Source organism: Haloarcula sp. MBLA0138 (assembly GCF_055632455.1).
This window is the reverse complement of sequence record NZ_CM145746.1, coordinates 2,271,602-2,294,456: the sequence shown is the minus strand read 5'-3', so window position 1 is coordinate 2,294,456 and position 22,855 is coordinate 2,271,602. Positions and strand designations below refer to the sequence as shown.

At 69.3% G+C, this 22,855-nt stretch carries 24 protein-coding genes; 13 read left to right on the top strand and 11 right to left on the bottom strand.

Going from position 1 to position 22,855, the window contains the following annotated elements; translation table 11 throughout:
* Positions 1-4: 4 nt before the first annotated feature.
* On the bottom strand, positions 5-1,285 hold the full coding sequence (locus ACV7JO_RS12195) for an extracellular solute-binding protein (protein ID WP_470353687.1): 1,281 nt from the start codon (positions 1,283-1,285) through the stop codon (positions 5-7).
* Positions 1,286-1,549: 264 nt separating this feature from the next.
* Here ACV7JO_RS12195 and ACV7JO_RS12190 point away from each other — a divergent pair, with 264 nt between their 5' ends.
* The gene (locus tag ACV7JO_RS12190) at positions 1,550-2,554 is read left to right on the top strand and encodes a lysylphosphatidylglycerol synthase domain-containing protein (protein WP_470353686.1); all 1,005 of its coding nucleotides are present in this window, start codon (positions 1,550-1,552) and stop codon (positions 2,552-2,554) included.
* 89 nt (positions 2,555-2,643) lie between these two features.
* Positions 2,644-3,795, top strand: a complete 1,152-nt coding sequence (locus ACV7JO_RS12185; RefSeq protein WP_470353685.1) for an ABC transporter ATP-binding protein — start codon at positions 2,644-2,646, stop codon at positions 3,793-3,795.
* Between the two features lie 42 nt (positions 3,796-3,837).
* On the opposite strand, the gene ACV7JO_RS12180 is transcribed toward ACV7JO_RS12185, so the two are convergent.
* On the bottom strand, positions 3,838-5,856 hold the full coding sequence (locus tag ACV7JO_RS12180) for a DUF7997 domain-containing protein (RefSeq protein ID WP_470353684.1): 2,019 nt from the start codon (positions 5,854-5,856) through the stop codon (positions 3,838-3,840).
* Between the two features lie 189 nt (positions 5,857-6,045).
* Here ACV7JO_RS12180 and ACV7JO_RS12175 point away from each other — a divergent pair, with 189 nt between their 5' ends.
* Entirely contained in the window at positions 6,046-7,089 is a 1,044-nt protein-coding gene (locus ACV7JO_RS12175) for a TrmB family transcriptional regulator (protein WP_470353683.1), read from the top strand.
* Here ACV7JO_RS12175 and ACV7JO_RS12170 read toward each other — a convergent pair.
* The 3 genes from ACV7JO_RS12170 to ACV7JO_RS12160 all read right to left on the bottom strand — a co-directional run bounded on the left by ACV7JO_RS12170 (position 7,086) and on the right by ACV7JO_RS12160 (position 11,252).
* Positions 7,086-7,589, bottom strand: coding sequence for a type IV pilin domain-containing protein (locus tag ACV7JO_RS12170; protein ID WP_470353682.1), 504 nt, complete (start codon positions 7,587-7,589; stop codon positions 7,086-7,088). The two genes, ACV7JO_RS12175 and ACV7JO_RS12170, sit on opposite strands and share 4 nt — an antisense overlap.
* 154 nt (positions 7,590-7,743) lie before the next feature.
* Positions 7,744-9,882, bottom strand: a complete 2,139-nt coding sequence (katG, locus tag ACV7JO_RS12165) for a catalase/peroxidase HPI (RefSeq protein WP_470353681.1) — start codon at positions 9,880-9,882, stop codon at positions 7,744-7,746.
* 371 nt (positions 9,883-10,253) lie between these two features.
* Entirely contained in the window at positions 10,254-11,252 is a 999-nt protein-coding gene (locus tag ACV7JO_RS12160; protein ID WP_470353680.1) for a glutathione S-transferase family protein, read from the bottom strand.
* A gap of 145 nt (positions 11,253-11,397) precedes the next feature.
* Between ACV7JO_RS12160 and ACV7JO_RS12155 the strand changes: the two genes are divergently transcribed.
* Together ACV7JO_RS12155 and ACV7JO_RS12150 are read left to right on the top strand one after the other, a co-directional pair.
* Complete coding sequence (locus ACV7JO_RS12155; RefSeq protein ID WP_470353679.1) at positions 11,398-11,931, top strand: 50S ribosomal protein L16; 534 nt, start codon at positions 11,398-11,400, stop codon at positions 11,929-11,931.
* Positions 11,932-12,001: 70 nt separating this feature from the next.
* Positions 12,002-12,190, top strand: coding sequence for a hypothetical protein (locus ACV7JO_RS12150; protein WP_470353678.1), 189 nt, complete (start codon positions 12,002-12,004; stop codon positions 12,188-12,190).
* A gap of 40 nt (positions 12,191-12,230) precedes the next feature.
* On the opposite strand, the gene ACV7JO_RS12145 is transcribed toward ACV7JO_RS12150, so the two are convergent.
* Entirely contained in the window at positions 12,231-12,659 is a 429-nt protein-coding gene (locus ACV7JO_RS12145; RefSeq protein WP_470353677.1) for a universal stress protein, read from the bottom strand.
* A 247-nt stretch (positions 12,660-12,906) separates the two neighbouring features.
* On the opposite strand from ACV7JO_RS12145, the gene ACV7JO_RS12140 reads away from it, so the two are divergent.
* Positions 12,907-13,773 carry an ATP-grasp domain-containing protein gene (locus ACV7JO_RS12140; RefSeq protein WP_470353676.1) on the top strand — a complete coding sequence of 289 codons (867 nt, stop codon included), beginning with the start codon at positions 12,907-12,909 and terminating at the stop codon, positions 13,771-13,773.
* Positions 13,774-13,818: 45 nt separating this feature from the next.
* Here ACV7JO_RS12140 and ACV7JO_RS12135 read toward each other — a convergent pair whose 3' ends face one another.
* Positions 13,819-14,202, bottom strand: a complete 384-nt coding sequence (locus tag ACV7JO_RS12135; RefSeq protein WP_470353675.1) for an Hsp20/alpha crystallin family protein — start codon at positions 14,200-14,202, stop codon at positions 13,819-13,821.
* A gap of 200 nt (positions 14,203-14,402) precedes the next feature.
* Between ACV7JO_RS12135 and gap the strand changes: the two genes are divergently transcribed.
* Together gap and ACV7JO_RS12125 are read left to right on the top strand one after the other, a co-directional pair.
* Entirely contained in the window at positions 14,403-15,410 is a 1,008-nt protein-coding gene (gap, locus tag ACV7JO_RS12130; protein ID WP_470353674.1) for a type I glyceraldehyde-3-phosphate dehydrogenase, read from the top strand.
* A gap of 117 nt (positions 15,411-15,527) precedes the next feature.
* A complete protein-coding gene (locus ACV7JO_RS12125) occupies positions 15,528-16,733 on the top strand; it encodes a phosphoglycerate kinase (protein ID WP_470353673.1) in 1,206 nt (401 codons plus the stop codon).
* On the opposite strand, the gene ACV7JO_RS12120 is transcribed toward ACV7JO_RS12125, so the two are convergent.
* A complete protein-coding gene (locus ACV7JO_RS12120; RefSeq protein ID WP_470353672.1) occupies positions 16,730-16,879 on the bottom strand; it encodes a hypothetical protein in 150 nt (49 codons plus the stop codon). The two genes, ACV7JO_RS12125 and ACV7JO_RS12120, sit on opposite strands and share 4 nt — an antisense overlap.
* 117 nt (positions 16,880-16,996) lie before the next feature.
* Here ACV7JO_RS12120 and ACV7JO_RS12115 point away from each other — a divergent pair, with 117 nt between their 5' ends.
* Entirely contained in the window at positions 16,997-17,575 is a 579-nt protein-coding gene (locus ACV7JO_RS12115; RefSeq protein ID WP_470353671.1) for a riboflavin synthase, read from the top strand.
* Positions 17,576-17,634: 59 nt separating this feature from the next.
* Here ACV7JO_RS12115 and ACV7JO_RS12110 read toward each other — a convergent pair whose 3' ends face one another.
* Entirely contained in the window at positions 17,635-18,690 is a 1,056-nt protein-coding gene (locus tag ACV7JO_RS12110; protein WP_470353670.1) for a PrsW family intramembrane metalloprotease, read from the bottom strand.
* 100 nt (positions 18,691-18,790) lie between these two features.
* Here ACV7JO_RS12110 and pdxT point away from each other — a divergent pair, with 100 nt between their 5' ends.
* The 3 genes from pdxT to ACV7JO_RS12095 all read left to right on the top strand — a co-directional run bounded on the left by pdxT (position 18,791) and on the right by ACV7JO_RS12095 (position 20,582).
* Positions 18,791-19,384: a pyridoxal 5'-phosphate synthase glutaminase subunit PdxT gene (gene pdxT, locus ACV7JO_RS12105; protein WP_470353669.1), complete on the top strand. Its 594-nt coding sequence runs from the start codon at positions 18,791-18,793 to the stop codon at positions 19,382-19,384.
* Between the two features lie 36 nt (positions 19,385-19,420).
* The gene (hisE, locus tag ACV7JO_RS12100) at positions 19,421-19,726 is read left to right on the top strand and encodes a phosphoribosyl-ATP diphosphatase (protein WP_470353668.1); all 306 of its coding nucleotides are present in this window, start codon (positions 19,421-19,423) and stop codon (positions 19,724-19,726) included.
* Positions 19,727-19,865: 139 nt separating this feature from the next.
* Positions 19,866-20,582, top strand: a complete 717-nt coding sequence (locus ACV7JO_RS12095; protein ID WP_470355777.1) for a hypothetical protein — start codon at positions 19,866-19,868, stop codon at positions 20,580-20,582.
* A gap of 1 nt (position 20,583) precedes the next feature.
* Here ACV7JO_RS12095 and ACV7JO_RS12090 read toward each other — a convergent pair whose 3' ends face one another.
* Complete coding sequence (locus tag ACV7JO_RS12090) at positions 20,584-20,901, bottom strand: ASCH domain-containing protein (RefSeq protein ID WP_470353667.1); 318 nt, start codon at positions 20,899-20,901, stop codon at positions 20,584-20,586.
* A gap of 115 nt (positions 20,902-21,016) precedes the next feature.
* On the opposite strand from ACV7JO_RS12090, the gene ACV7JO_RS12085 reads away from it, so the two are divergent.
* The gene (locus ACV7JO_RS12085) at positions 21,017-22,012 is read left to right on the top strand and encodes an NOG1 family protein (protein WP_470353666.1); all 996 of its coding nucleotides are present in this window, start codon (positions 21,017-21,019) and stop codon (positions 22,010-22,012) included.
* 97 nt (positions 22,013-22,109) lie between these two features.
* Here ACV7JO_RS12085 and ACV7JO_RS12080 read toward each other — a convergent pair whose 3' ends face one another.
* A complete protein-coding gene (locus tag ACV7JO_RS12080) occupies positions 22,110-22,829 on the bottom strand; it encodes an SIMPL domain-containing protein (RefSeq protein ID WP_470353665.1) in 720 nt (239 codons plus the stop codon).
* Positions 22,830-22,855 lie beyond the last annotated feature (26 nt).

Genomic DNA, 22,855 nt, shown 5'->3' with positions numbered 1-22,855 from the left:
CCGGTCAGTTGCTGTCCCACGCGCCGCGTATCTCCTCGGCCGCGGTGTCCAGTGCCGCCTGCGGGCCGGCGTCGCCGTTGAACGCCTTCGTCAGCGCGGTGTTGACCGGCGACCAGACGTCGTCCATCCGCGGCGCGCTCGGCATCGGGACGCCCTGTCCGGCCGACTCGGAGTAGGCTTGGACCTCCGCGGGGAGGTCGCTGCTGCCGACGAGGCTGTCGAGTACCGGTATCGACCCGAGTTCCGTCGCCAGCCGACCGAGGTGGTCCTCGTTGGTGGTGAACCACTCGACGAACTCGCGGGCGGCCGTCGCGTCGACGCCGCCGTCAGTCATGGCGGACGCGAAGTACCACACCTGCACGCCGGTGAAGGGCTCCGGGGTCCCGTCGCTCATCTCGGGGTAGCTGACCACCTCGTAGCTGCGGTCGTTGTCGTTCAGCGTCGCCAGCGACCACGGGCCGTTGATGGTGAACGCGGCGTTGCCCTCGGCGAAGGCGGCGGCTTGGGCCTCGTAGCTCGGGTCGTTGGGCATGTACGGGACGAAGTTCTCCAGCATGAACTCCAGTCCGCGGACGGTCTCGTCGCTGGCGACGCCCAGCGGCTCGTCGGCCGCGGGGTCGAAGAGGTGGCCGCCGAAGGCGTGCAGCCACGCGCTGGTGAAGTAGCCGTCGCCGAACGGGAACGCCAGCCCGTACTGACCGTTGTCCGGGTCGTGGTGGGATTCTATCATCGTCAGCATCTCGTCGACGCTCCCGGGCGTGCCGTCGACGATGTCCGTGTTGACGATGGGTGTCACCGTCTCGGCCCCGTAGGGGAGGCCCACGAGCGCGCCGTCGTACTGGACCGCGTTCCGCGCCGTCTCGGTGAATCGGTCGAGGCTCACCGACACCTGCTCGCTGCGGTCGACGACGAACCCCTGCTCGTAGACGTTGCCCGCCCAGTCGTGCGCCCAGTCGAACGTGTGGGGTCCCTCGCCCGCCGGGATGGCGCTCGACGTCTTCTGCTGGAGGTCGGAGATGTCCGACCCGCCGACCGAATGGCGGCTCTGCTCGCCGAACGCGGCGAGCGCTTCCTCGCGAATGGCCGTCTCGCTGTCGCTCAGTTCGTACCACGCGGTCGCGGTGCCGGCCGGCGCTTGGCTCCCGGTCGCGCTGGCCGTGCTCCCGCCGCTCTCCCCGCCGCCCCCGGAACCGCCGTCCTGTTCCTGCACGCTACAGCCCGCGAGCGCCGCGAGCGCGCCCATGCCACCGACGCGCTTGATAACCGTTCTGCGGTCCATTGTCATGGATGGATAATGGATGAAATAGTCTTTCACGACTTAAATCATTCGGAGATTCGCGAACGAGTGCCACAGGCGAGGCGAATCTTCGAACCGGTGAAGTGGCGTATATTGGGCTCAGAGCGAATCAAAACCGTATGTAGCGTTTTGCCAATTAGTGGGCAATACGTTTCGGAGCCTGTCGGGTGGTCAGGAGTCGGCTCCGGCCGGTGCCGACGGCTGCCGGGCAGAGACCGTAAGCCCGACGCCGGTCGGTCGCCTGCCCGACGTATGGGCACCCAGCGCAACGCCGCCCGGTTCCTCGCGGGCGTCGCCCTCGGCGGGACGGCGCTCGCGGCGTATCTCGCGTGGGCCGGCGTCGACAGCGTGGTCGCCAGAGCGACGGAGACGGCTCCGTGGGCCGTCGCCGCCGTCGCCGCGCTGGTCGTCGCCGAGGGGCTCGTCGACGGCGTCGGCGTTTGGGCCTCCGTGCGGCCGCTCGGCGACGGGCTCTCCGGCCCGCGCAGCGCCCAGTTCGCGCTGGCGGGCGACTTCTTCGATACGCTCAGTCCCGCGGGACCGGTGAGTTCCGAACCCATCATGGCGCGGTTCATCGCCGTCGCCACCGGGACGACCTACGGCGAGGCGCTGGGCGTCCGCGGCGTCGCGAAATACGTCAAGTCCGGGACGCAACTGCTCGTCTCGACGGGTCTCGCGCTGGTCGTCCTCGCGCCCGACGCCCGCGCGGTCGCCGTCACGCTCGGCGGCGCGCTCGTCGGCCTGCTGGTCGTCGGTGGCCTCCTGCTTCGCTCCCGCGAGGTCGTCGGGCGCGGAGCGGTGGCCGCGCTCGCGCCGCTCGTCCGGGCCGTCTCCGCGCGCTACCGGGCGGACCCCTACGACCGTTCGGTGGTCGCCGCCGCCGTCGACCGGTTCTGGGACCGCGTGGTCCGCTTCCGGGACCGGCCGTGGCTGCTCGCGCTCGTCGCCGTCGGTGGCGTCGCCGAACAGTTCCTCACCGCCGTCGCGCTGTGGGTCGCGCTCTCGGGAACCGGCGTTGCCGTCCCGCTGCTCCCCATCGTCGCGCTCGTCCCGCTCCCGCAGGCCGCCAGCGCCGTCCCGGTGCCGGCGAGTCTCGGCGCGTACGACGTCCTGTTGGGCGGTGCGCTCGCGCTCGCGACCGGGCTTCCCGTCGCCACGACCGCCGCCCCGGTACTCGTCGTCCGGACGCTCTCGGTTCCGTTCGCCCTCACCGCGGGCGGTGTGGCGGCCGCTCTCCTCCGGGGCTGGCGGCCGTGAGCGACGCTCGGAAAAGTGTATGAAATTTCCCCTCACAGTTTCCAAATTTTGGGGAAGGTTTATCATCCGGGACACGTACACAGGGAGTAATGGCGAGTCTCGAACTGGAAGCGCTTCGCAAGGAGTTCGACGGGGGCGACATCGTCGCCGTCGACGACGTCGACCTGTCTATCGCCGACGGCGAGTTCGTGACGGTGGTCGGTCCCTCGGGGTGTGGGAAGTCGACGACGCTGCGGATGATAGCCGGCCTCGAACGGCCGAGCGGCGGGCACATCCGCATCGGCGGCACCGACGTGACCGACGTTCACGCCCGCAAGCGCGACGTGGCGATGGTGTTCCAGAACTACGCGCTGTACCCGCACAAGACCGTCGAGCAGAACATGGCCTTCGGGCTGCGGATGAGTACCGACCTCTCGGCCGACGAGCGGGCCCAGCGGGTCCGGGAGGCTGCCGAGATGATGGGCATCGCCGACCTGCTCGAGGACACGCCCGAGGAGCTCTCGGGCGGGCAGAAACAGCGCGTCGCGCTGGGCCGGGCCATCGTCCGCGAGCCCGACGTGTTCCTGTTCGACGAGCCGCTGTCGAATCTGGACGCGAAGCTCCGGACGACGATGCGCACCGAGATTCAGCGCCTGCAGGACGAACTCGACATCACCGCCGTCTACGTCACCCACGACCAGGAGGAGGCGATGACGATGGGCGACCGCATCGTCATCCTCGACAGCGGTCGCCTCCAGCAGACCGGCCGGCCGACCGACGTGTACGCGAACCCCGCCAACCGCTTCGTCGCTGGCTTCGTCGGCTCGCCGAGCATGAACTTCGTGGACGTGACGGCCGAGCGCGTCGACGGCGGCGTCCGGCTGACCGCCGCCGACGGTTCGTTCAGCTACGACCTCACTGGGCGTGCCGACGCCTTCGGCGACCTCGACGGCGGCACGTACGCCCTCGGCGTCCGCCCCGAACACGTCAGCGTCGACGGGGACGCGGCCGACGCCGTGCCGGCCACCGTCGACGTGCTCGAACCGGTCGGCAGCGACAACTACCTCTATCTCGACCTCGGCGGCGAGCGCGACGAGTTCGACACCCCCGACTTCGTCGCCCGCGTCCCCGCCGCGGTCGAACCCGCGGTCGGCGACGTGGTCCCGGTCGCCTTCGACGAGGGGGCGGTCCACCTCTTCGACGCCGACAGCGGCGCGGCCGTCGCCGCCAGCGGGGAGCCCGCCGTCCCGTCGGCGCAGTAGCTCTCTCCCGGCCACCTCTGCGGGCCGCGTCCGCCCGCCCGCTCACTCGGCGGCCTCGACCGGCTCCCCGCGGAGTTCGCCGACCGACGAGAGGTGCGCGACCGTCGCCAGCCGGAGCGCGTGGGGCCACCCGAGCGGCGTCGCCGAGTCGGCCGTCCCGTCGTCGAACAGCTGTTCGGGGAGGTAGCCACACTGCCGGGCCAGCGAGCCGCCGGGGAGAATCTCGCTCAGGAGGTCCCGCGAGCGGGCGTAGGCCCCGGCCGCCCTGTCGTCGCCGGCGTCGGCGAGCAGCGTTCCCAGTTCGGCGGCCGCGTTGGCCCCCCACGCCGTCGAGACGGTCCAGACTTTCGGCTCGGGCTGTGACCCGGTCCGCCAGTCGTCGCCCTCGAAGCGGACGAGCCCGCGGACGGCGTCGGTCTCGCGCTCCAGTCCGTCCAGCGTCGTCTCGACGTGGGCGACCAACCGGTCCCGTCGGCTCGCCGGGAGGTCGGCGACGGCGGCGTACTCCCGGACCGCCGCGGGGAGCGCCAGCGAACCGGCGTCGAGCCGGTCGTCGAGGTCGCTCCCGCGCTCCCGGAGCGCGTAGCGGTCGCCGGTCCAGAGGCGGTCCAGCCCCGCGGCGACGCTGTCGGCCCGCGAGCGGGCGCGCTCCCGGAGGTCCGTGGCGACCGGCGCGCGGGCGACGGCCGCGTAGGCGTGCAGGAACGTCGCGGCGGTGTGGACGAACCGCCCCTGCATGTTCTCCCACGCGTTCTGGCAGGCGACTGGGAGGCCGTCCTCGGCCAGCGTCTCGTCGAGGCTGTCGACGGCCCGCGAGAGTACCGTTTCGACGGCCGCGGGGTCGGCGGGGTCGCCGGTCCGGAGGTACGCGGCAAGAAAGCCGGCGACGCTGGCGGTCTGGTCGGCCTGATAGTCGGCGTCGTCCCCGCTCTCCAAGCGGGCGTTCGCCCACCCCGGCGCGAGCGTCCCGTCGCCCGGCCAGACGCGGTGGGGCCACGACCCGTCGTCGAGTTGGGTCCCCCGGTAGAACGCGGCCGAGCGCCGGTGGAACGCGCCGAGGTCGATATCGAGGCGGTCCGCGGCCGAGAGCAGGAACCGCGCTATTTCGGCGTCGTCCCGGAACCACGTGTAGCCGTAGCCGCCCGACTCGGCGTAGAACGGGTCGAAGTCCGGCCCGGCGATGCGAGCGCCGGTGTCGGCCGACAGCAGCGTCACCACCCGGAGGTCGTCGACGACCGCCGCCCGCTCGGGGACGGTCTCGGGTACTTCCCAGCCGCGCTGGCGGTCGCCGGCGGCGGCCAGCGTCTCGACCCCGCCGTGGTCGGCCGCCAGCCCCTCGACGGTCGCCAGTGCGGCCTCGCGGTCCGTCTCGCCGGCGTCGGAAAGCAGCGTCACGAGCGTCACGCCGCCGTCCTCGAAGGGGGCCGACAGGAGCGCGCCCCCGGTCAGTGCGGTGTCCTCGTAGCGCTCGGCCCGCGTCTCGCGGGGGAAGGCTACGGGGGCGTCGCCGAGCAGTTCGTCGAACCGCTCGGGAATCTGGCCCCGAACCGCCGACAGCGACGTGGAGACGCCGGCGAAGTCGTGTTCCCGGCGGTGGTACGCCTCGACGGCGTTGCCGTGGTCGAGCAGGCTCGTCCGCCCCTCCCGACCGTCGGGCGCGAAGTCGACGAACGCCTGCAGGGTCGCGTCCGCCGGGGCGTCGCCGCGGAGTTCGAACCGCGTCACGTGAGCGCGCCCGAGTGTCAGGTCGTACTGGACGACCGCCCACTCGCCGCGGTCGTGGACCGTCTCGACGAGGCCGGTGTCGCCGCGGTAGCGCTGGTCGGCCCCGGCGTCGAACCACGCCGTGCCGTCGGCCGCGACGCCGAACCGGGACCGGTCGATGCCGTCGAGACCACACAGCGGGTACGAGTAGTCCCGCAGCGAGCCGTCGTCGTCGACGTGGACGAGGCGGTCGTCGAACCCGGAGAAGACACCCGTCGTCGAGCGGCGCTCGCCCGGGAACACGCGGTCGCGGTCCCGGGTGCGTTTGTAGTCGTTCAGCGAAGTCCGGAGCGTCATTGCCACTATCCAGCGCGCCGCCGGTAATAAAATATGGTGTAATTGTTTTTCGCGGTTCGAAACCGCCACCGGTCGCCGTCGACGTGTCCCACGTGCGGCGCGGGGCCGCCGCGCCGTGGTCACGACGCACGCGTCCACGCGGCCGCCCTACCGAAACACAGTTGTCCCGGAGCACACAGCTATCCCCACATGGACGACGCTACGCTCGCGGCCCGGCTCTCGCGGCTCGGCCTCTCCGAGAAGGAGGTCGACACCTACCTGTCGATACTCCGGAGCGGCGAGGCGAAAGCAAGCGAGATAGCCGACGACACCGGCGTCTCGAAGCGGTACGTCTACAGCATCAGCGAGTCCCTCGAAGACCGGGGCTTCGTCGACGTCAACGACCACGTCGTCCCGACGACCATCCGGGCGCGACCCCCCAGCGAGGTCGTCGAGGACCTCTCGGACCAACTCGAAGAGATGGGCGACGCGCTCGACGAGCGCTTCTCCCACACCGAGCAGGAGCCCCAGCAGTTCGACGTCATCAAGTCCCGCGTCACGGTCATCAAGCGCCTCCGCGAGTACCTCTCGAACGCCACGGGCGAGGTCATGCTCTCGGTTCCCGAGGGGTACTTAGACGAGGTAGCCGACGAACTCGAAGCCGCCGTCGACCGCGGCGTCCTCGTGTTGCTGGTCGTCAGCGGGACCGACGCCCTCGACGAGTCGGCGGTCGCCGGCCGGGCGTCCGTCGCCCGTGCCTGGGGGCCGGAGATGCCAATCATCCTCACCGTCGACCAGGACTACGGGCTGGTCGTCCCCGGCGAGATGATAATCCGGTCGAACTCCGACCAGCGGGCCATCGCCTTCGTCCAGCGGCAGGTCGTCCCCGTGCTGTCGGGCTCGTTTCTGGGCAACTACTGGCCGATGGCGTCGGAGGTCCACGTCGCCGACCCGCGCCCGCTCCCGTTCACCCACGCGAGCTTCCGGGCCGTCGTCTTCGAGGCCACCCTCCGCCTGCGCGAGGACGAGGCGGTCCCCCTGACCGCCGAGGTCCAACCGGTGCAGGCCGCCGACGACATCGGCCGCCTCGACGGCGACGTGGTCGACACCCGGCAGGGGCTCGTCGAGCCCCAGACCAACGCTTACCCCATCGAGCACGCGCTGGTCGTCGACACCGGCGAGCGGACGGTCACGGTCGGCGGTCCGGGGTCGTTCCTCGAAGACTACGAGGCGACCGACGTGCGCCTCGGTTAGTTCCGCCGGCTCGGGTCGGGCCACCGGTAGAGTACGTAGCTCTCGCTGTCCTCGTCGGTCGCCGGCCGCCAGACCAGCCGGAGCGTCGCCTCGCGCAGCGAGAGGGACTCGCCGGTCCCGACGCCGTCGAAGTCGGTGGCGCTGAGGCTCACCTCCGTCCCGGCGGTGACGGTCGTCCCCGCGTGGGTCCGCAGCGGGTCCCCAGCCAGCGAGACGGCGTTCCCGCTCGAATCTCGCGCCCCCGAGACCACCAGCGAGACGTTCCGGCTGTACAGCGTCTCGCCGCTCTCGAAGCTCAGATTGAGGTACTGGCCGTCCCCGGTCGTCCGGTCGCTGAAGTCGGCGACGACGGCGACCTGCGGTGCCGACACCGGCTGGCGCTCCTGAAAGGCGAACAGGTACGCTCCCACCGTCGCCGAGAGGACCACCAGTACCGCCACGAGCAGTACCACCCCGATGACCGGCGTCACGCCCCGTTCCGACCCGCGCACCCGCGACATGCCCGCCACTCTACCCTCAGCTCGCAAAAGGGCTGTCATCGCCTCGCCGCTCGATACCGGCCGCCGCGGCGCTCGCCGGTCGGTACTCCCGGGTGTCGTCAGAACGGTCCCCCGCCGCCGAACGGGGCAGTCGCCCCGAATGTGGGAACGGCGTCTATTCGAGGTCGAAGCGGTCGAGCTTCATGACCTTCGCCCACGTGTCCGCGAAGTCACGCACGAACTCTTCCTCCGCGTCGTCGGCACCGTAGACCTCGGCGATGGCCCGCAGTCGCGCGTTCGAGCCGAAGACGAGGTCGACGCGGCTGGCCGTCCACTTCTGCTCTCCGGTCTCGCGGTCGTACCCCTCGAAGTGGTTTCTGTCGTCGGAGACCGGTTCCCACTCCGTGTCCTGCCCGAGCAGGTTCCGGAAGAAGTCGTTGGTCAGCGTCTCGGGCTGGTCGGTGAAGACGCCGCGGTCGGACTGGTCGTAGTTCGCGTCCAGCACCCGCATGCCGCCGACCAGCACCGTCATCTCGTCGGGCGTCAGGTTCAGCAGTTCGGCCTTGTCGACCAGCAGTTCCTCGGCGGACTGGTCGGCCTCGTCGCCGAGGTAGTTCCGGAACCCGTCGGCTTCGGGCTTGAGCGCCTCGAAGGAGTCCACGTCGGTCTGCTCGGCCGTGGCGTCGGTCCGGCCGGGCTCGAACGGGATTTCCACGTCGTAGCCGGCGTCGGCCGCCGCCTGCTCGACGGCCGCGTTGCCGCCCAGCACGATGAGGTCGGCCAGCGAGACCCGCGTCCCGTCGGAGCGGGACTCGTTGAACTCCGTCTGGATGTCCTCCAGCGTCTCCAGTACGCTCTCCAGCTCTTCGGGCTGGTTGACCTCCCAGCTCTTCTGGGGTTCGAGGCGCAGGCGAGCCCCGTTCGCGCCGCCGCGCTTGTCGCTGTCGCGGTACGTCGACGCCGACGCCCACGCCGTCCTGACCAGCTGCGAGACGGACAGCTCGGAGTCGAGGAGTTCTTCTTTGAGGTCGGCGACCGCCGCGTCGTCGACGAGTTCGTAGTCGGCGTCGGGGACGGGGTCCTGCCACAGCATCTCCTCGTCGGGGACCTCCGGACCGAGGAACCGCGACGGCGGCCCCATGTCGCGGTGGATGAGCTTGTACCACGCCTTGGCGAAGGCCTCTTGGAACTCGGCGGGGTTGTCGCGGAACCGCTCGATTATCTCCCGGTAGTCCGGGTCCCGCTTCAGCGCGATGTCCGTCGTCAGCATCATCGGGGTGACCGAGTCCGGCGCGCCCTCGACGTCCGGCACGGTGTTTTCCAGTTCGTCGTCGACCGGCCGCCACTGCCACGCCCCGCCGGGACCCTTGTGGGGCTCCCACTCGTAGTCGAGCAGGTTGTCGAGATAGCCCATGTCCCACGAGATGGGCGACTGGGTCCACGGCCCCTCGATGCCGCTGGTGATGGTGTCGGGACCCTTGCCGGTGCCGTGTTCGTTCTCCCAGCCGAGCCCTTGGTCCTCGATGGGTGCCGCCTCGGGTTCGGGGCCGAGGTTGTCGCCGTCGTCGGCACCGTGGACCTTCCCGAACGTGTGACCGCCGGCGATGAGCGCGGCGGTCTCCTCGTCGTTCATCGCCATCCGGCTGAACGCCTGCCGGATGTTCTTGGCCGACCCCTCGGTGTCGGGCTCGCCGTCCGGTCCCTCCGGGTTCACGTAGATGAGTCCCATCACGGTCGCGCCGAGGGGCTCCTCCAGTTCACCGTCCTCCTCGAAGCGGTCCGAGGCCTCCCACTCGGTCTCGGGGCCCCAGTCGACCGCCTTGTCCGGTTCGAAGGCGTCCTCGCGGCCGCCGGCGAAGCCGAACGTCTCGAACCCCATCGACTCGAGCGCGACGTTGCCGGTCAGGACCAGCAGGTCGGCCCACGAGAGCTTGCGGCCGTACTTCTCCTTGACGGGCCAGAGGAGTCGGCGCGCCTTGTCGAGGTTGACGTTGTCGGGCCAGCTGTTCAGCGGCGCGAAGCGCTGTCGCCCGCCCGCCGCGCCCCCGCGGCCGTCGGTGGTGCGGTACGTGCCGGCGCTGTGCCACGCCATCCGGATGAAAAGCGGACCGTAGTGGCCGTAGTCGGCCGGCCACCAGTCCTGCGATGTCGTCATCACGTCCTCGATGTCGGCTTTCACCTCGTCGAGGTCGAGCTTCTGGAACTCCTCGGCGTAGTCGAACTCCTCGCCCAGCGGGTCGCTCTCCCGGGCGTTCTGGTCGAGGATTTCGAGGCTCAGCTGATTCGGCCACCAGTCGTGGTCTGACCGTTCCATACGCGAACCGTTGTTGCCTTCCCCTAATAAGATTGTCTAACTCGGTAATGAACTCTTCGCGCCAGACAAAGCAATTTTTTCAGATTGTGAATTCCTGTCGGCGGTACGCTCGCCCCGCGTGCGGCGCAGTACGCGGGCGACCGCCGCGGGACCGGCGTGAGTGTGAGTGCGCGGAGCGGGCAAAAAGCGCCCCTTCAGGGGACGCAGCGTCGGTGTTTGCTCGCGGCAAATACCGGCGTCAGCGAGGCGAGCAGGGCGTCCGAGCGGGAGACGCACCGCTCGCACGCACGAAACAAATATCAGATTTAGAGGGTCCTGCGCTCACGACGGCCGTTCGCGGCGAGTGACGGTATCGTTCCGACCGACTCGCCTCAGGCCGTCGGCGACAGGTCCGCGGGCGGGTCGCCGGACAGTTTCTCCCGGTCGTGGGGGGCCTCGAACTCGGGGTCGGGGCCGACCGGGACGATGCCCTTCGGGTTGACGTCCGGGTGGGTGGTGTAGTAGTGTTCGGTGATGTGGTCCATGTCGACCGTCTCGGCCACGCCGCCGGTCTGGTAGAGGTCGCGCAGGTACGGCCAGAGGTTGTCGTACTCCCGAATCAGCCGGCGGTTACACATGAAGTGGGTGTGGTACACCTCGTCGAAGCGGACCAGCGTCGTGAACATGCAGATGTCCGCCTCGGTCAGCCGGTCGCCCGCGAGGTAGCGCTGGTCCTCCAACACCGAGTCCCAGTGGTCCAAGGCGTCGAACAGCTCCTCGGCGGCCCGGTCGTAGGCCTCCTGCGTGTCCGCGAAGCCGCACCTGTAGACGCCGTTGTTGATGGGCTCGTAGATGTCGTCGATGATACGGTCGACCTCGTCCCGGGCCCCCTCGGGGTAGAGGTCCACGTCGTTGTCGGCCACGCCGTCGAACGCGGTGTCGAGCATCCGCAGTATCTCCTCGGACTCGTTGTTGACGATGGTCTCCTCCCGCTTGTCCCACAGCACCGGGACGGTCACGCGACAGGTGGCGTCGGGGTCGGCTTGCACGTACAGTTCGCGCAGGTAGTCCGCGCCGTACTGCGAGTCCTCGGTGCAGCCGTCCTTCTCGGGAGTGAACTGCCAGCCGTCCTCGGCGCGGTAGGGGTCGACCACGTCGACGCTGATGGCGTCTTCGAGCCCCTTCAGCTTCCGGGCGACCAGCGTCCGGTGGGCCCACGGGCAGGCGTAGGAGACGTAGAGGTGGTACCGGCCCGCCTCGGGCTGGAACCGCGCGTCGGGGTCGTCCTCGACGCGGTCCCGGAAGGTGGTGTCCTGCCGGTCGAACTCGCCGTCCTCGTTCGTGGTCTCGTAGGCGTCGGTCCGCCACTCGCCGTCGACGAGCATGTTCATAGCGTCACGTTGTAGGCCCGCGAGGCGTATAAACACCCACGCGGAGTAACACCCGTGTCACCCCGCCTGCGACGCTCTCGCACGGTCCCGTCGGCCTTCGAAGCCCTTATCCCCTCGCTCGGCGACGTATCCGCCAAGAGTACCTATGTCGGACAAACCCGCCTCGATGTACCGGGACATCGACAAGCCTTCGTACACCCGACGGGAGTACATCACGGGCATCCCCGGTTCGAAGATCGCACAGCACAAGATGGGCCAGAAGCAGAAAGACACCGAGGACTATCCGGTCCAGATAAGCCTCATCGTCGAGGAGTCGGTCCAGCTCCGCCACGGCTCGCTCGAAGCCGCCCGCCTCTCTGCCAACCGCCACCTCATCAAGGAACTCGGCGAGGAGGGCGACTACAAGATGACCCTGCGGAAGTTCCCCCACCAAGTCCTGCGCGAGAACAAGCAGGCGACCGGTGCCGGGGCCGACCGTGTCTCCGACGGGATGCGCGCCGCCTTCGGGAAGATAGTCGGTACCGCCGCCCGCATGCAGGCCGGCGAGCAGCTGTTCACCGCCTACTGCCACGTCGAGGACGCCGCCCACGTCAAGGAGGCGTTCCGGCGTGCCTACAACAAGATTACGCCCTCCTGCCGCGTGAAAGTCGAGCGCGGCGAGGAACAGCTCATCGCGTAACGGCCGTCCGTTCTCGCTTCCCATTCGTGTCAGCAGAACTGATATTACCGCCCGCCGCGTAGGTACGGCTATGGCCCTCAGACTGCTCCTCGCGGCGCTCGCCGTACTCGAACTGCTCGCCCCGCGCCGGCTCGTCGACTTCTGGATGGGGTTGGCGACCGCGGACGACGACGTGGAACTCCGGCCGTGGGTGTACACCGCCGCGCGCGCGGAGGGCGTCGTCATCCTCCTGTGGCTGCTGGGCGGCCGCCGCGACTGACGCGGTGGGTTGACGGCCCGACCCGACCTCTCGGCTCCGGCTACGTCTCGTTGAGGCGGACGGTCAACACCGGGGTCGACGCCATCCTGACGACCCGCTCGGCGACGCTGCCGAGCAGGTACCGCTCGACACCCGTCCGGCCGTGCGTGCCCATCACGATGAGGTCCATCCCCTCGCTGTCGGCGTAGTCGAGTATCTCGCTGTACGGCTCGCCGGTCCGTTTCACCCCGACGGCGTCGACACCGCGGTCCGACACCGTCTCGACGGTCCGCTCGACGATTTCGTCGCCGGTCTCCTGTAGCTCCTCGACGACCGTCCCCTCAGCGGCTGCACTGCCGAGATACGTCGTGTCGACGACGTAGAGGACGTGCAGCGTCGCGTCGTGCGTCTCGGCCTGCTCTATCGCGTGGTCGAGCGCCGCCGCCGCGCCGTCGCTCCGGTCGGTCGGGAACAGTATCCGGTCGTACATACGCGGATGTTGGGCAGACTGACACTTCAGCCACTGGACTGTTCTCGACGACCGGGAACGCCACGGCACGTGCGCGACGGGTGGCGCGTGACCACCGGGCGGCGGCGACTGACCGCTCTGTCCGGCGCGGTTCGACCGCGACGCCGACGGGGTCCGGGGTCGCCTGCGCGCCACTGGGACCCATCCCCGACCTTTTTGCGTGACGAGCGGTCCCACGACCTATGTACCGACCGCCCCAACGGGGGGTATGCTCCGCCTCGCCGTCGCCACGGCCGCCGAGACATACGAGCGGATGGCCGACCCGCTGGCCGAGCGCGGCATCGAGGTCGGCCACGTCGAGACGACCGAGCGGACCCTCCCGCTGGACGCCTCGCCCTTTGCCGCCTACGACGCGGGCTTCGTCTACCCCGCCAGAGTGATGGAGGGCGGGGTCGCCGACGCCATGCTGGACGTGCCGTGGGTCAACGACCGCGAGGCCGTCCTGCGCTCGCGCAACAAGGCCGACGTGCTGGCCCGCCTCGGTCGGGCCGACGTGCCGGTCCCGGAGACAGTGATGGTGTCGAACCCCGCCGACGAGGCGGCGCTGACGGCAGCCTTCGAGCGGTTGGACCCGCCCGTCGTCGTCAAACCGAACTCGACGACCCGCGGCGTCGGCGTCACCCGAGTCGGCGACCTCGACTCCTTTCTCGGCGTGGCCGACTACCTCGACTTGGTCCACGACTACCGCGCCACCGGCGACCGCTCCTTTCTCGTTCAGGAGTCGCTGGCCGACGCCCGGGACTACCGGGCGATGGTCGTCGGCGGCGACTGTGTCGGGGCCGTCGAGCGCCGCCTCCCGACGGCGGCCCGCGAGCGGGGCCGCTGGAAGCACAACGTCCACCGCGGGGCCGTCGCCGAGGGCGTCACTCTCCCCGAGGACTGCCGTCGCCTCGCCGAGCGGACCGCCGACGTGCTCGACATCCCCTACCTCGGCGTCGACCTGCTCGTGACCGACGACCGGGCCGTCGTCAACGAGACCAACGCCCGGCCGACCATCGACGCGGCGACGAAGTACGCGGACGGGTTCTGGGACGACGTGGCGGGACTGGTTCGGGAGACGGCGACGCGTAGCTGACGCGGCAGCACCGTTCGGCGACGACTGCGAGAAGCGACGAGTCGGTTACAGTTCGATGTCGGCCGAGTCGGCCTCGCGGTCGAACGAGACCTCGAGGACGCCGTTGTTGTACGTCGCCGACGCGGAGTGTTCGTTGACGCGGGCCGGGAGCGTGAGTCGCTCGTGGTACTCCCGGTCGTGGCTCCCGGCGTCGATGGTCAGCGTCGTGCCGTCGCACTTCAGGTCGATGTGTTCCTTGTCGACCCCGGGGATGTCGGCCACGACGCGGACCGCCGCCTCGGTCTCGTGGACGTCGACGTGGATGTCGCTCCCGCCGGACTCGCTGTTGCGGTCGATGTGGACGTCCCCTTCTGCGCCCATCATCTCGTCCATCATGCGCTCTATCTCGCGGAAGAACTCGTCGAAGGGGTCGTCGTCGTCGCGTCTCATCTGTATCGCCGGTACGGTCGTCCGTCTCAAAAGCCTTCTGTCGGGGTCAGACGCTGCCGGCGGACCCGCTCGCTGTCGCCCGACGCGGCGTACATACGCGACCGTTTCCCATCGATACACTCGGTAACGAACACAAACAAACACGTTCGCGCGCCAATTCCGAAAATACTTTACTCTGTAGTAGTAGTTTTCTAGGCGGTATGAGCGACCCAGTCCGCGTCGGTCTCAACGGCTTCGGCCGTATCGGCCGCAACGTATTCCGTGCCTCGCTGGAGAACGACGACGTCGAGATCGTCGGCGTCAACGACGTCATGGACGACGACGAGATAGATTACTTCGCCAAGTACGACACCGTGATGGGCGAACTCGACGGGGCGGGCGTCGAGGACGGCGTCCTCTCGGTCGACGGCACCGACTTCGAGGCCGGCGTCTTCCACGAGACCGACCCCGCCGAACTCCCGTGGGACGACCTCGACGTCGACGTGGCCTTCGAGGCGACCGGCATCTTCCGCAACTACGACGACGCGAGCCAGCACCTCGACGCCGGGGCCGACAAGGTGCTCATCTCGGCCCCGCCGAAAGGCGAGAAGCCGGTCAAACAGATCGTCTACGGCGTCAATCAGGACGAGTACGACGGCGAGGACGTGGTCTCGAACGCCTCCTGTACGACGAACTCCATCACGCCGGTCGCGAAGGTGCTCAACGACGAGTTCGGCATCGTCTCGGGGCAGCTGACGACCGTCCACGCCTACACCGGCTCCCAGAACCTGATGGACGGCCCCAACGGCAAGCCCCGCCGCCGCCGCGCGGCCGCCGAGAACATCATCCCCACCTCGACCGGTGCCGCGCAGGCGACCACCGAGGTCCTGCCGGAACTGGAGGGCAAACTCGACGGGATGGCCATCCGCGTCCCGGTCCCCAACGGCTCCATCACGGAGTTCGTCGTCGACCTCGACGACGACGTCACCGAGAGCGACGTCAACGGGGCCTTCGAGGACGCCGCCGCGGGCGAACTCGAAGGCGTACTGGGCGTCACCGACGAGCAGGTGGTCTCCTCGGACATCCTCGGCGACCCCTACTCCTCGCAGGTCGACCTCTCCTCGACGAACGTCGTCAACGGGATGACGAAGGTCCTGACGTGGTACGACAACGAGTACGGCTTCTCGAACCGGATGCTGGACGTGGCCGACTACGTCGCCGACCGCTAGGCCCGACACCCCCCGCTCCCAACTCGCGGTCCCGACGCGGCTCCTCCCGGTGCGCCCGTCCGGCGGCAGGCGACGACTCGGAAACGACTTTACACGCGGCCGCTGTCCCCTCTAGCGATGACCTTCCAGACGCTCGACGACCTCGCTGACGGACAGCGCGTCCTCGTCCGCCTCGACCTCAACTCCCCGGTCGAGGACGGCGAGGTACAGGACAACCGGCGCTTCGAGCGCCACGCCGAGACCGTCCGCGAACTGGTCGACCGCGACTGCGAAGTGGCGGTCATGGCCCATCAGGGCCGCCCCGGCCGCGACGACTTCGTCTCGCTCGAACAGCACGCCGACATCCTCGAATCGCACATCGACAGCCCGGTCAATTTCGTCGACGAGACCTACGGCCCGCAGGCCATCCACGACATCGCCGCCCTCGACGGCGGTGACGTGCTGGTCTTGGAGAACACGCGGATGTGCGACGACGAACTCCCCGAGGAGGACCCCGAAGTCAAGTCACAGACGGAGTTCGTCCAGACGCTGAAAGACGAGTTCGACGCGTACATCAACGACGCCTACTCCGCGGCCCACCGCTCGCACGCCTCGCTCGTGGGGTTCCCGCTGGTGATGGACGCCTACGCCGGCCGCGTGATGGAGACCGAGTACGAGGCCAACACCGCCATCGCCGAGAAGGAGTTCGACGGGCAGGTGACGATGGTCGTCGGCGGGACCAAGGCCACCGACGTCATCGACGTGATGACACACTTGGACGAGAAAGTCGACGACTTCCTGCTGGGCGGTATCGCCGGCGAACTGTTCCTGCGGGCGGCGGGGCACCCCGTCGGCTACGACATCGACGACGCGAACCTCTACGACGAGCAGTGGGAACAGAACAGCGAGAAAATCGAGGCGATGCTCGACGAGCACGGCGACCAGATAACCCTCGCCGTCGACCTCGCCTACGAGGACGACGGCGGGAACCGCGCCGAGCGGGCCGTCGACGACATCGACGAGAAGACCGTCTCCTATCTCGACGTGGGCAGCGAGACGGTCATGGAGTACTCCCCGGTCATCCGGGACTCCGAGGCCGTCTTCGTCAAGGGCGCGCTGGGGATGTTCGAGGACGAGCGGTTCTCGGTCGGGACGGCGGGCGTCCTCGAAGCCATCGCCGACACCGACTGCTTCTCCGTGGTCGGCGGCGGCGACACTTCCCGCGCCATCGAGATGTACGGGATGGCGGAAGACGAGTTCGGTCACGTCTCCATCGCCGGCGGCGCGTACATCCGCGCGCTCACCGGCGCGGAACTGGTCGGCGTCGACGTCCTCCGGCGCTAGCGGTCGGTCTCCGCGTGGCGGGCCGGCCAGTCGTCCTCGGGCGGCCGCGCGACGGTGACGCTCGGCCGACGCCGGCGCTGTTTCGTCCGCGCGTGTCGCGCGCCCCAATCGCTGCTGTCCGCCTCTGTGACGCCGGTTTCGGACATACGCGGCGCTACTCGCGCACCGGATAAATTCTTTCCGAACGAGAGTGGAATAATATAACTCGCCGTCGAGTAAGTCGTCTCCGAAGCCCTTTCGCCCGGGCGACCCGAAGCGAGGGTATGTTCACCGGCATCGTCGAGGCGACGGGCGAGATACAGCGAGTCACCGACGACGCGGACGGCCGCCGACTCCGCGTCGGCGCGCCGTTCGAGGGGCTGACCCACGGGCAGTCGGTCAGCGTCGCCGGGGCCTGTCTCACCGTCGAGGCGTTCGCCGACGGCGAGTGGTTCGAGGTGTTCCTCGCCCGCGAGACGCTCGACCGGACGTACTTCGACGCCGTGGCCGCGGGCGACCGCGTCAACCTCGAACGGGCGATGCCTGCCGACGGCCGCTTCGACGGCCACGTCGTGCAGGGTCACGTCGACGCCACCGCCGAGGTGGTCGGCATCGAGTCCGAGGGCGAGGACTGGACGTTCACCTTCTCGCTGCCCGACGCCCAGCGGGACTACCTCGTCGAGAAGGGGTCGATTACGGTCGACGGCATCTCGCTGACGGTGGCCGACCGCCGCGCGGACGCCTTCGACGTGGCTATCGTCCCCACGACCTACGACGAGACGACGCTCTCGGCGAAGTCCGTCGGCGACCCGGTCCACCTCGAAGTCGACGTTATCGCCAAGTACGTCGAACAGCTCTGTTAGGCGGCCGTACGGTCACCGAGCGGTCGCTGTGTCACCGAACGCGACCGCTCCACGTCTGGCTACGGGTCGAACTCGGTCAGCTCGGACCGGTAGCTCGCGCCGTCACCGGCCGCGTGGGCCTCGTCGTAGGCCGCGCGGTACTTCGAGAGTTTCCGCAGCAGCAACAGGCCGAAGACGCTGTCGTACACCACGACGAACCCGAAGAAGGCCACGAGGAAGTTCACGTCGTAGACGCCCGCCAGTATCGCGGTCACCGGGCTCGACAGCGTGTTGTAGACGGCGTGGATGAGCGCCGCGATGATGAGGCCCTTCAGCACGATGGGGCCGGCGTCGTCGGGGTTGAACTTCGCCAGTCCGAGGTAGTAGCCGGCAAAGGCCGAGTAGATGACGTGGCCCGGGCCGGCCAGCGCCCGAACCGCCGTGATACCGCTCCCCTCGTCGATGGCCTGCAACGCCCCGGTTACCATCTCCGTGTTCTGTGCGATGTAGATGGCGTTCTCGATGGTCGCAAACCCAAGTCCGGCGACCGCGCCGTACACCGCGCCGTCGATGACCGCGTCGAACCGGTCGTCCCGGAAGGCGTACAGCCGGACCGCGAGCAGTTTCACGCTCTCCTCGACCGGGCCGACCACGAGGAAGAAAAACACCACCTGTCCGGCGAACGGCACCACGCCGAACCCGGAGCCGAGCGCCTGTACCGGCCCGCCGAGGAAGACGTTGAGCAGGCCGGCGAAGCCGGCGAACAACACCCCGAGCAGGAAGGTCCCGACGAGCAGCGTCAGCGGCTCCGGCGTCGTCACGTCGGCCCGCCAGACGTAGCCGGCCAAGACGAGCGCCGGCAGCGCCGACAGCGCGGCCATCCCGGCGAAGATCGGCTGGTCCGCGACGGCCCCGAGGCTCCCGACGGCGAACTGCAGGACGAGGATGCCGATGGCGGCCAGCACCACGAGGATACGAGCCGCCCGCAACCCGGCGTAGTAGAGCCAGTGTACGAGCCGGTCGAGCGAGTGTACGAGCCGGTCGAGCCGCGACCGCGCCTCCCAGTCGGCTATCTCGTAGAGGTCCTGTGACCGGTCGGCGTTGGCCTCCACCGGGTCACGCTGACGGCTGTCCATACTCCGGCCTCGGTCGGCCGTCACCTAACGGTTTGGCTCGCCACAGCCGGCCCGCCGTCGAGACGGGGGGCTTTTCGTCGTCGGCCGCGTACTCGGTGCCATGACGCTCCGGGCCGGGGTCCTCGCGGTGCAGGGTGACGTCTCCGAGCACGCCGCCGCAATCGAGCGCGCGGCCGAGGCACACGACGAGACCGCCGAGGTCGTCGAGATACGCGAACGCGGTATCGTCCCCGACTGCGACGCCTTGCTCATGCCGGGCGGGGAGTCGACGACCATCTCGCGGCTCGTCCACCGGGAGGGCATCGCGGACGAAATCGTCGCCCACGCCGAGGCCGGGAAGCCGGTGCTGGCGACCTGCGCCGGCCTCATCGTCGCCGCGACCGACGCCCAAGACCACCGCGTCGAGCCGCTGAACCTCGTCGACGTGACCGTCGAGCGCAACGCCTTCGGCCGGCAACGGGACAGCTTCGAGGCCCCGCTGTCGGTGACCGGCCTCGAAGAGCCGTTCCCCGCGGTGTTCATCCGCGCGCCCGTCATCGACTACGTCGGGAGCGACGCGACGGTGCTGGCCTCGTGGGACGACCGCCCCGTCGCGGTCCGGGACGGCCCCGTCGTCGGCACCTCCTTCCATCCGGAACTGACGCCCGACTCCCGCATCCACGACCTCGCGTTCTTCGACAGCGTCGAGTCGTAGCGACGGCCTGAAGGGGTCGGCCCGCGACCCTGTGGTATGAGCGACACGCCGGACGACACCGCCGACGTCATCGACGAGGTGTTCGCGGTCGTCGAGGACCGCAAGGAGCGCCTGCCCGAGGGCTCCTACACCGCCTCGCTGTTCACCCACGAGAAAGGCGAGAACGCCGTCTTGGAGAAGCTCGGCGAGGAGACGACCGAACTGATTCTGGCCGCGAAAGACGACGACAGCGAGGAACTCGCCCACGAGGCCGCCGACATCGTCTACCACCTGCTGGTCGTCCTCTCGATGAAGGGGATGGACCTCGACGACCTGCGGGCGGAACTGGCCGAGCGCCGGTAGACGGATACGCGGGGCCGGTGATGTGCGGCGGACGGCACCGTCACAGCCACCCAATCTCGCCCCGGTCGGTGGAACTAAGCCGCCGTGGGGCGAGGGCCGGCCCATGAGCGCAGCCACGGTCCGCGGCACGGTTGCGGGGCTGGGGCAGCGAGCGAACCCGGCCTTCGCCGTCGGCGTCGTCGCGGTCTCGGTTCTCGCGTTGGCCTACGCGACCACGGTCGCGTCGATACAGCAACACACCTACGTCCACGTCATGGCGGGCCTGCTCTGGACGGGCACGGACGTCTTCATGGGTGCCGTCCTCGGGCCGGTCATCGGCGGCCTCGACGAGGAGCAAAGCGCCGCCGTCTTCGAGCGGTTGACCCCGAAGACGTCCTTCTTCCTGCCGTCGATGGCGTTTCTCACCATCGCCAGCGGCATCTCCCTCGCGCTCCGACTCGGCGTCTTCCCCCACTCGGGGGTGTGGCTGCCGCTGTTTACCGCGGCCAACGTCGTCCCCATCCTGCTGTTGCTGGGCTGGCGGCTGAACGCGTGGTCGGACCGGCGCTGGCAGGCCGCCTTCGCCGTCGGCACCGTCGGGTCGCTGGCGTGGGTGGCGACGACCATCGGCGCGTTCCAGATGACCGCGCCGGCCATCGTCGTCGCCCTCGTTCTGGTCACTATCCTCTCCGTGCAGGGCTTTGGCTTCCTGATGCCCGGCGAAGTTCGCATCTACAGGGAGATGACTTCCGCCGCGCCCGACGCCGGCGTCATCTCCGCCATCGGCAAGCAAAACGCCATGCTCGGCGGCCTGCAGGGAGTCGTCCAACTCCTGCTCATCGCCGACATGGTCTACCTCCGCTACGGGGGCTTCTGAGTCACTCCTCGACGAGTTCGAACCGGTGGCGAACCACCTCGCTATCGTCGTCCCACTCGAACTCGTCGTGGACCCGCCGCAGTCGCTCCTTGTAGGCCGCCAAGTCCTCCGACCCCTCGCGGCGGGCGTCCTCGTCGGTGAGGTCACCTAGCGTCCGCCGGGTCACGTCGGTCACCGCGACGGTCACCCCGTCGACCGCGAACGTGTCGCCCTCGTCGGCGTACTTGTGGCCGCGGTGCAGTTGGGTCACGCGCCCCTCGGCGACCATCTCCCGGACGTGTTCGTTGGGCAGCACCTCGCTGGCGTCGATGTGTGCCATACCGGGGGTCGGGGCGCGAGCCGGAAAAGCGTGGCTCGCGCCACGCCGTGGCCCGCCCTGTCACGGGGGGTCCGAGTGGACGCGTTTTTACGCTGTGGCCGTCTACGAGGCCGTAATGAGCCATCCTTTCGAGGACCTGCCGACCACGCCCACGTCCGAGGAGCTTCTGGACAAGGCGTTCTCGCGGGCGTCGCGGGCCGGCAAGGCCAAAGACGGCACCGAGGCCCAGCAGTCCATGCTGATGACGGCCTCGAACATCGCGTCGGACAATCTGGAGAACGTGGTGACGGCGTGGCCGACCATCGACGACCTCGACCCCTTCTACGTGGAACTGGCCGACGCCGTGCTCTCGGACGCCTACCCCGCCGAGACGGGCGGCATCGACGCGCTGAAACAGCACCTCTCGGAGGTGACGTGGGCCGGCCGCAAGACCGGGGAAATACGACAGGAGTACGAGAGCCGCGTCGTCCGGGGCGACACCGAGACGGCACGGAAGCTCCGCAAGCAGGCCTTCGCCCGCATCGCCGACGTGGTCGAGGAGGTCGCCGACGACCTCCACGCCGTCTCGACGGCCCGGAACGCGCTGAAGGGACTGCCCGACATCCGGCCCGACGAGCCCGCCATCGTCGTCGCCGGCTCCCCCAACGTCGGGAAGTCCTCGTTCGTCAACCGGGTCACGCGCGCCGACAACGAGATAGCGGCCTACCCGTTCACGACGACGCAGATACGCGTCGGCCACGTCGAGCGCGAGCGCATCCGCTACCAACTGGTCGACACGCCCGGCCTGCTCGACCGCCGCCCAGAGGAGCGCAACGAAATCGAGTCACAGGCCGTCAGCGCGCTGGAACACCTCGCCGACGCCGTGCTGGTCGTCGTCGACCCCAGCGAGGAGTGTGGCTACCCGCTGGCCGGCCAACTGGAACTGCGCGACGCCATCGCCGCGCGCTTCGACGTACCGGTCCTGACCGTCGCCAACAAGAGCGACCGCTCGACGGACGTCGAGGCCGACCACTACATGAGCGTCGCCGAGGGCGACAACGTCGAGGCGGTCCTCGACGCCGCCGTCGACGCCGTCGGCTACGAGATAGAGCTCCCCTTCGACGAGGAGTGACGGCGCGTCGCGGAGCGGACCCCGGACGCGGGGAGCGATTCGGTTCTGTCGGACGGTTCAGTTCTGTCGGACGGTTCGGTTCGGCTCCGCCGGGCGCTCAGTCCAGCCGGTAGGTCACCTGCACGCTGGCGTCGACGGTCACCGTTCCCGGCTCGATGGTCGTGCTCCCGCCGGCGTCGGCCGCCGTCGGCATCGCCGCCTCCGCGCGGACGACGTAGCGCCCGCTGTCGCTGGTCTGGATGTCGAGGGCGTCGCCGACGCTCTGTCCTTCGACGGCCGCGACCGTCTCGGCGTCGGTCCGCGCGCGCTCCATCGCGGTGGTCAGCGCCGCCTCGCGTGCGTCCTGCCGGGTGGTCTCGCTCAGTTCGTAGTAGATGCCCTCGACGCGGTCGGCCCCCGCGTCGACGGCGGCGTCGACGAGCGCGCCGGTCCGGTTCACGTCGTCGGTCTCGGCCTCGACGCTGTGGGTGGCGACGTAGCCGACCTGCTCGCGGCCCGACTCGCTGTACTCGTACTCGGGGGTCACGCGGAAGCTCGACGAGGTGACCGTCGCCCCCTCGCTCTCCAGCGCGTCGACGACGGCGTCGTCGGACCCGCTGACGTTGTCCCGCGCCGCGGCGGCGGTGTCGCCCCGGCCGACCGCGACGACGGTGACGACGGCGCGGTCGGGCGCGCGGTCGACCTGTGCGTCGGCGCTGACGCTCACGGTCGCGTTTTCGGCGGTCTGTACGGCGGTGTTGTCGGCGAGGGCAAAGCCCGCACCGCCGACGAGCGCGACGGCGAGGACGCCGGCGACGAGGAGTGGTTTCGTCTCCATGCTCGCTCCGACGCGGCCGTCGGTAT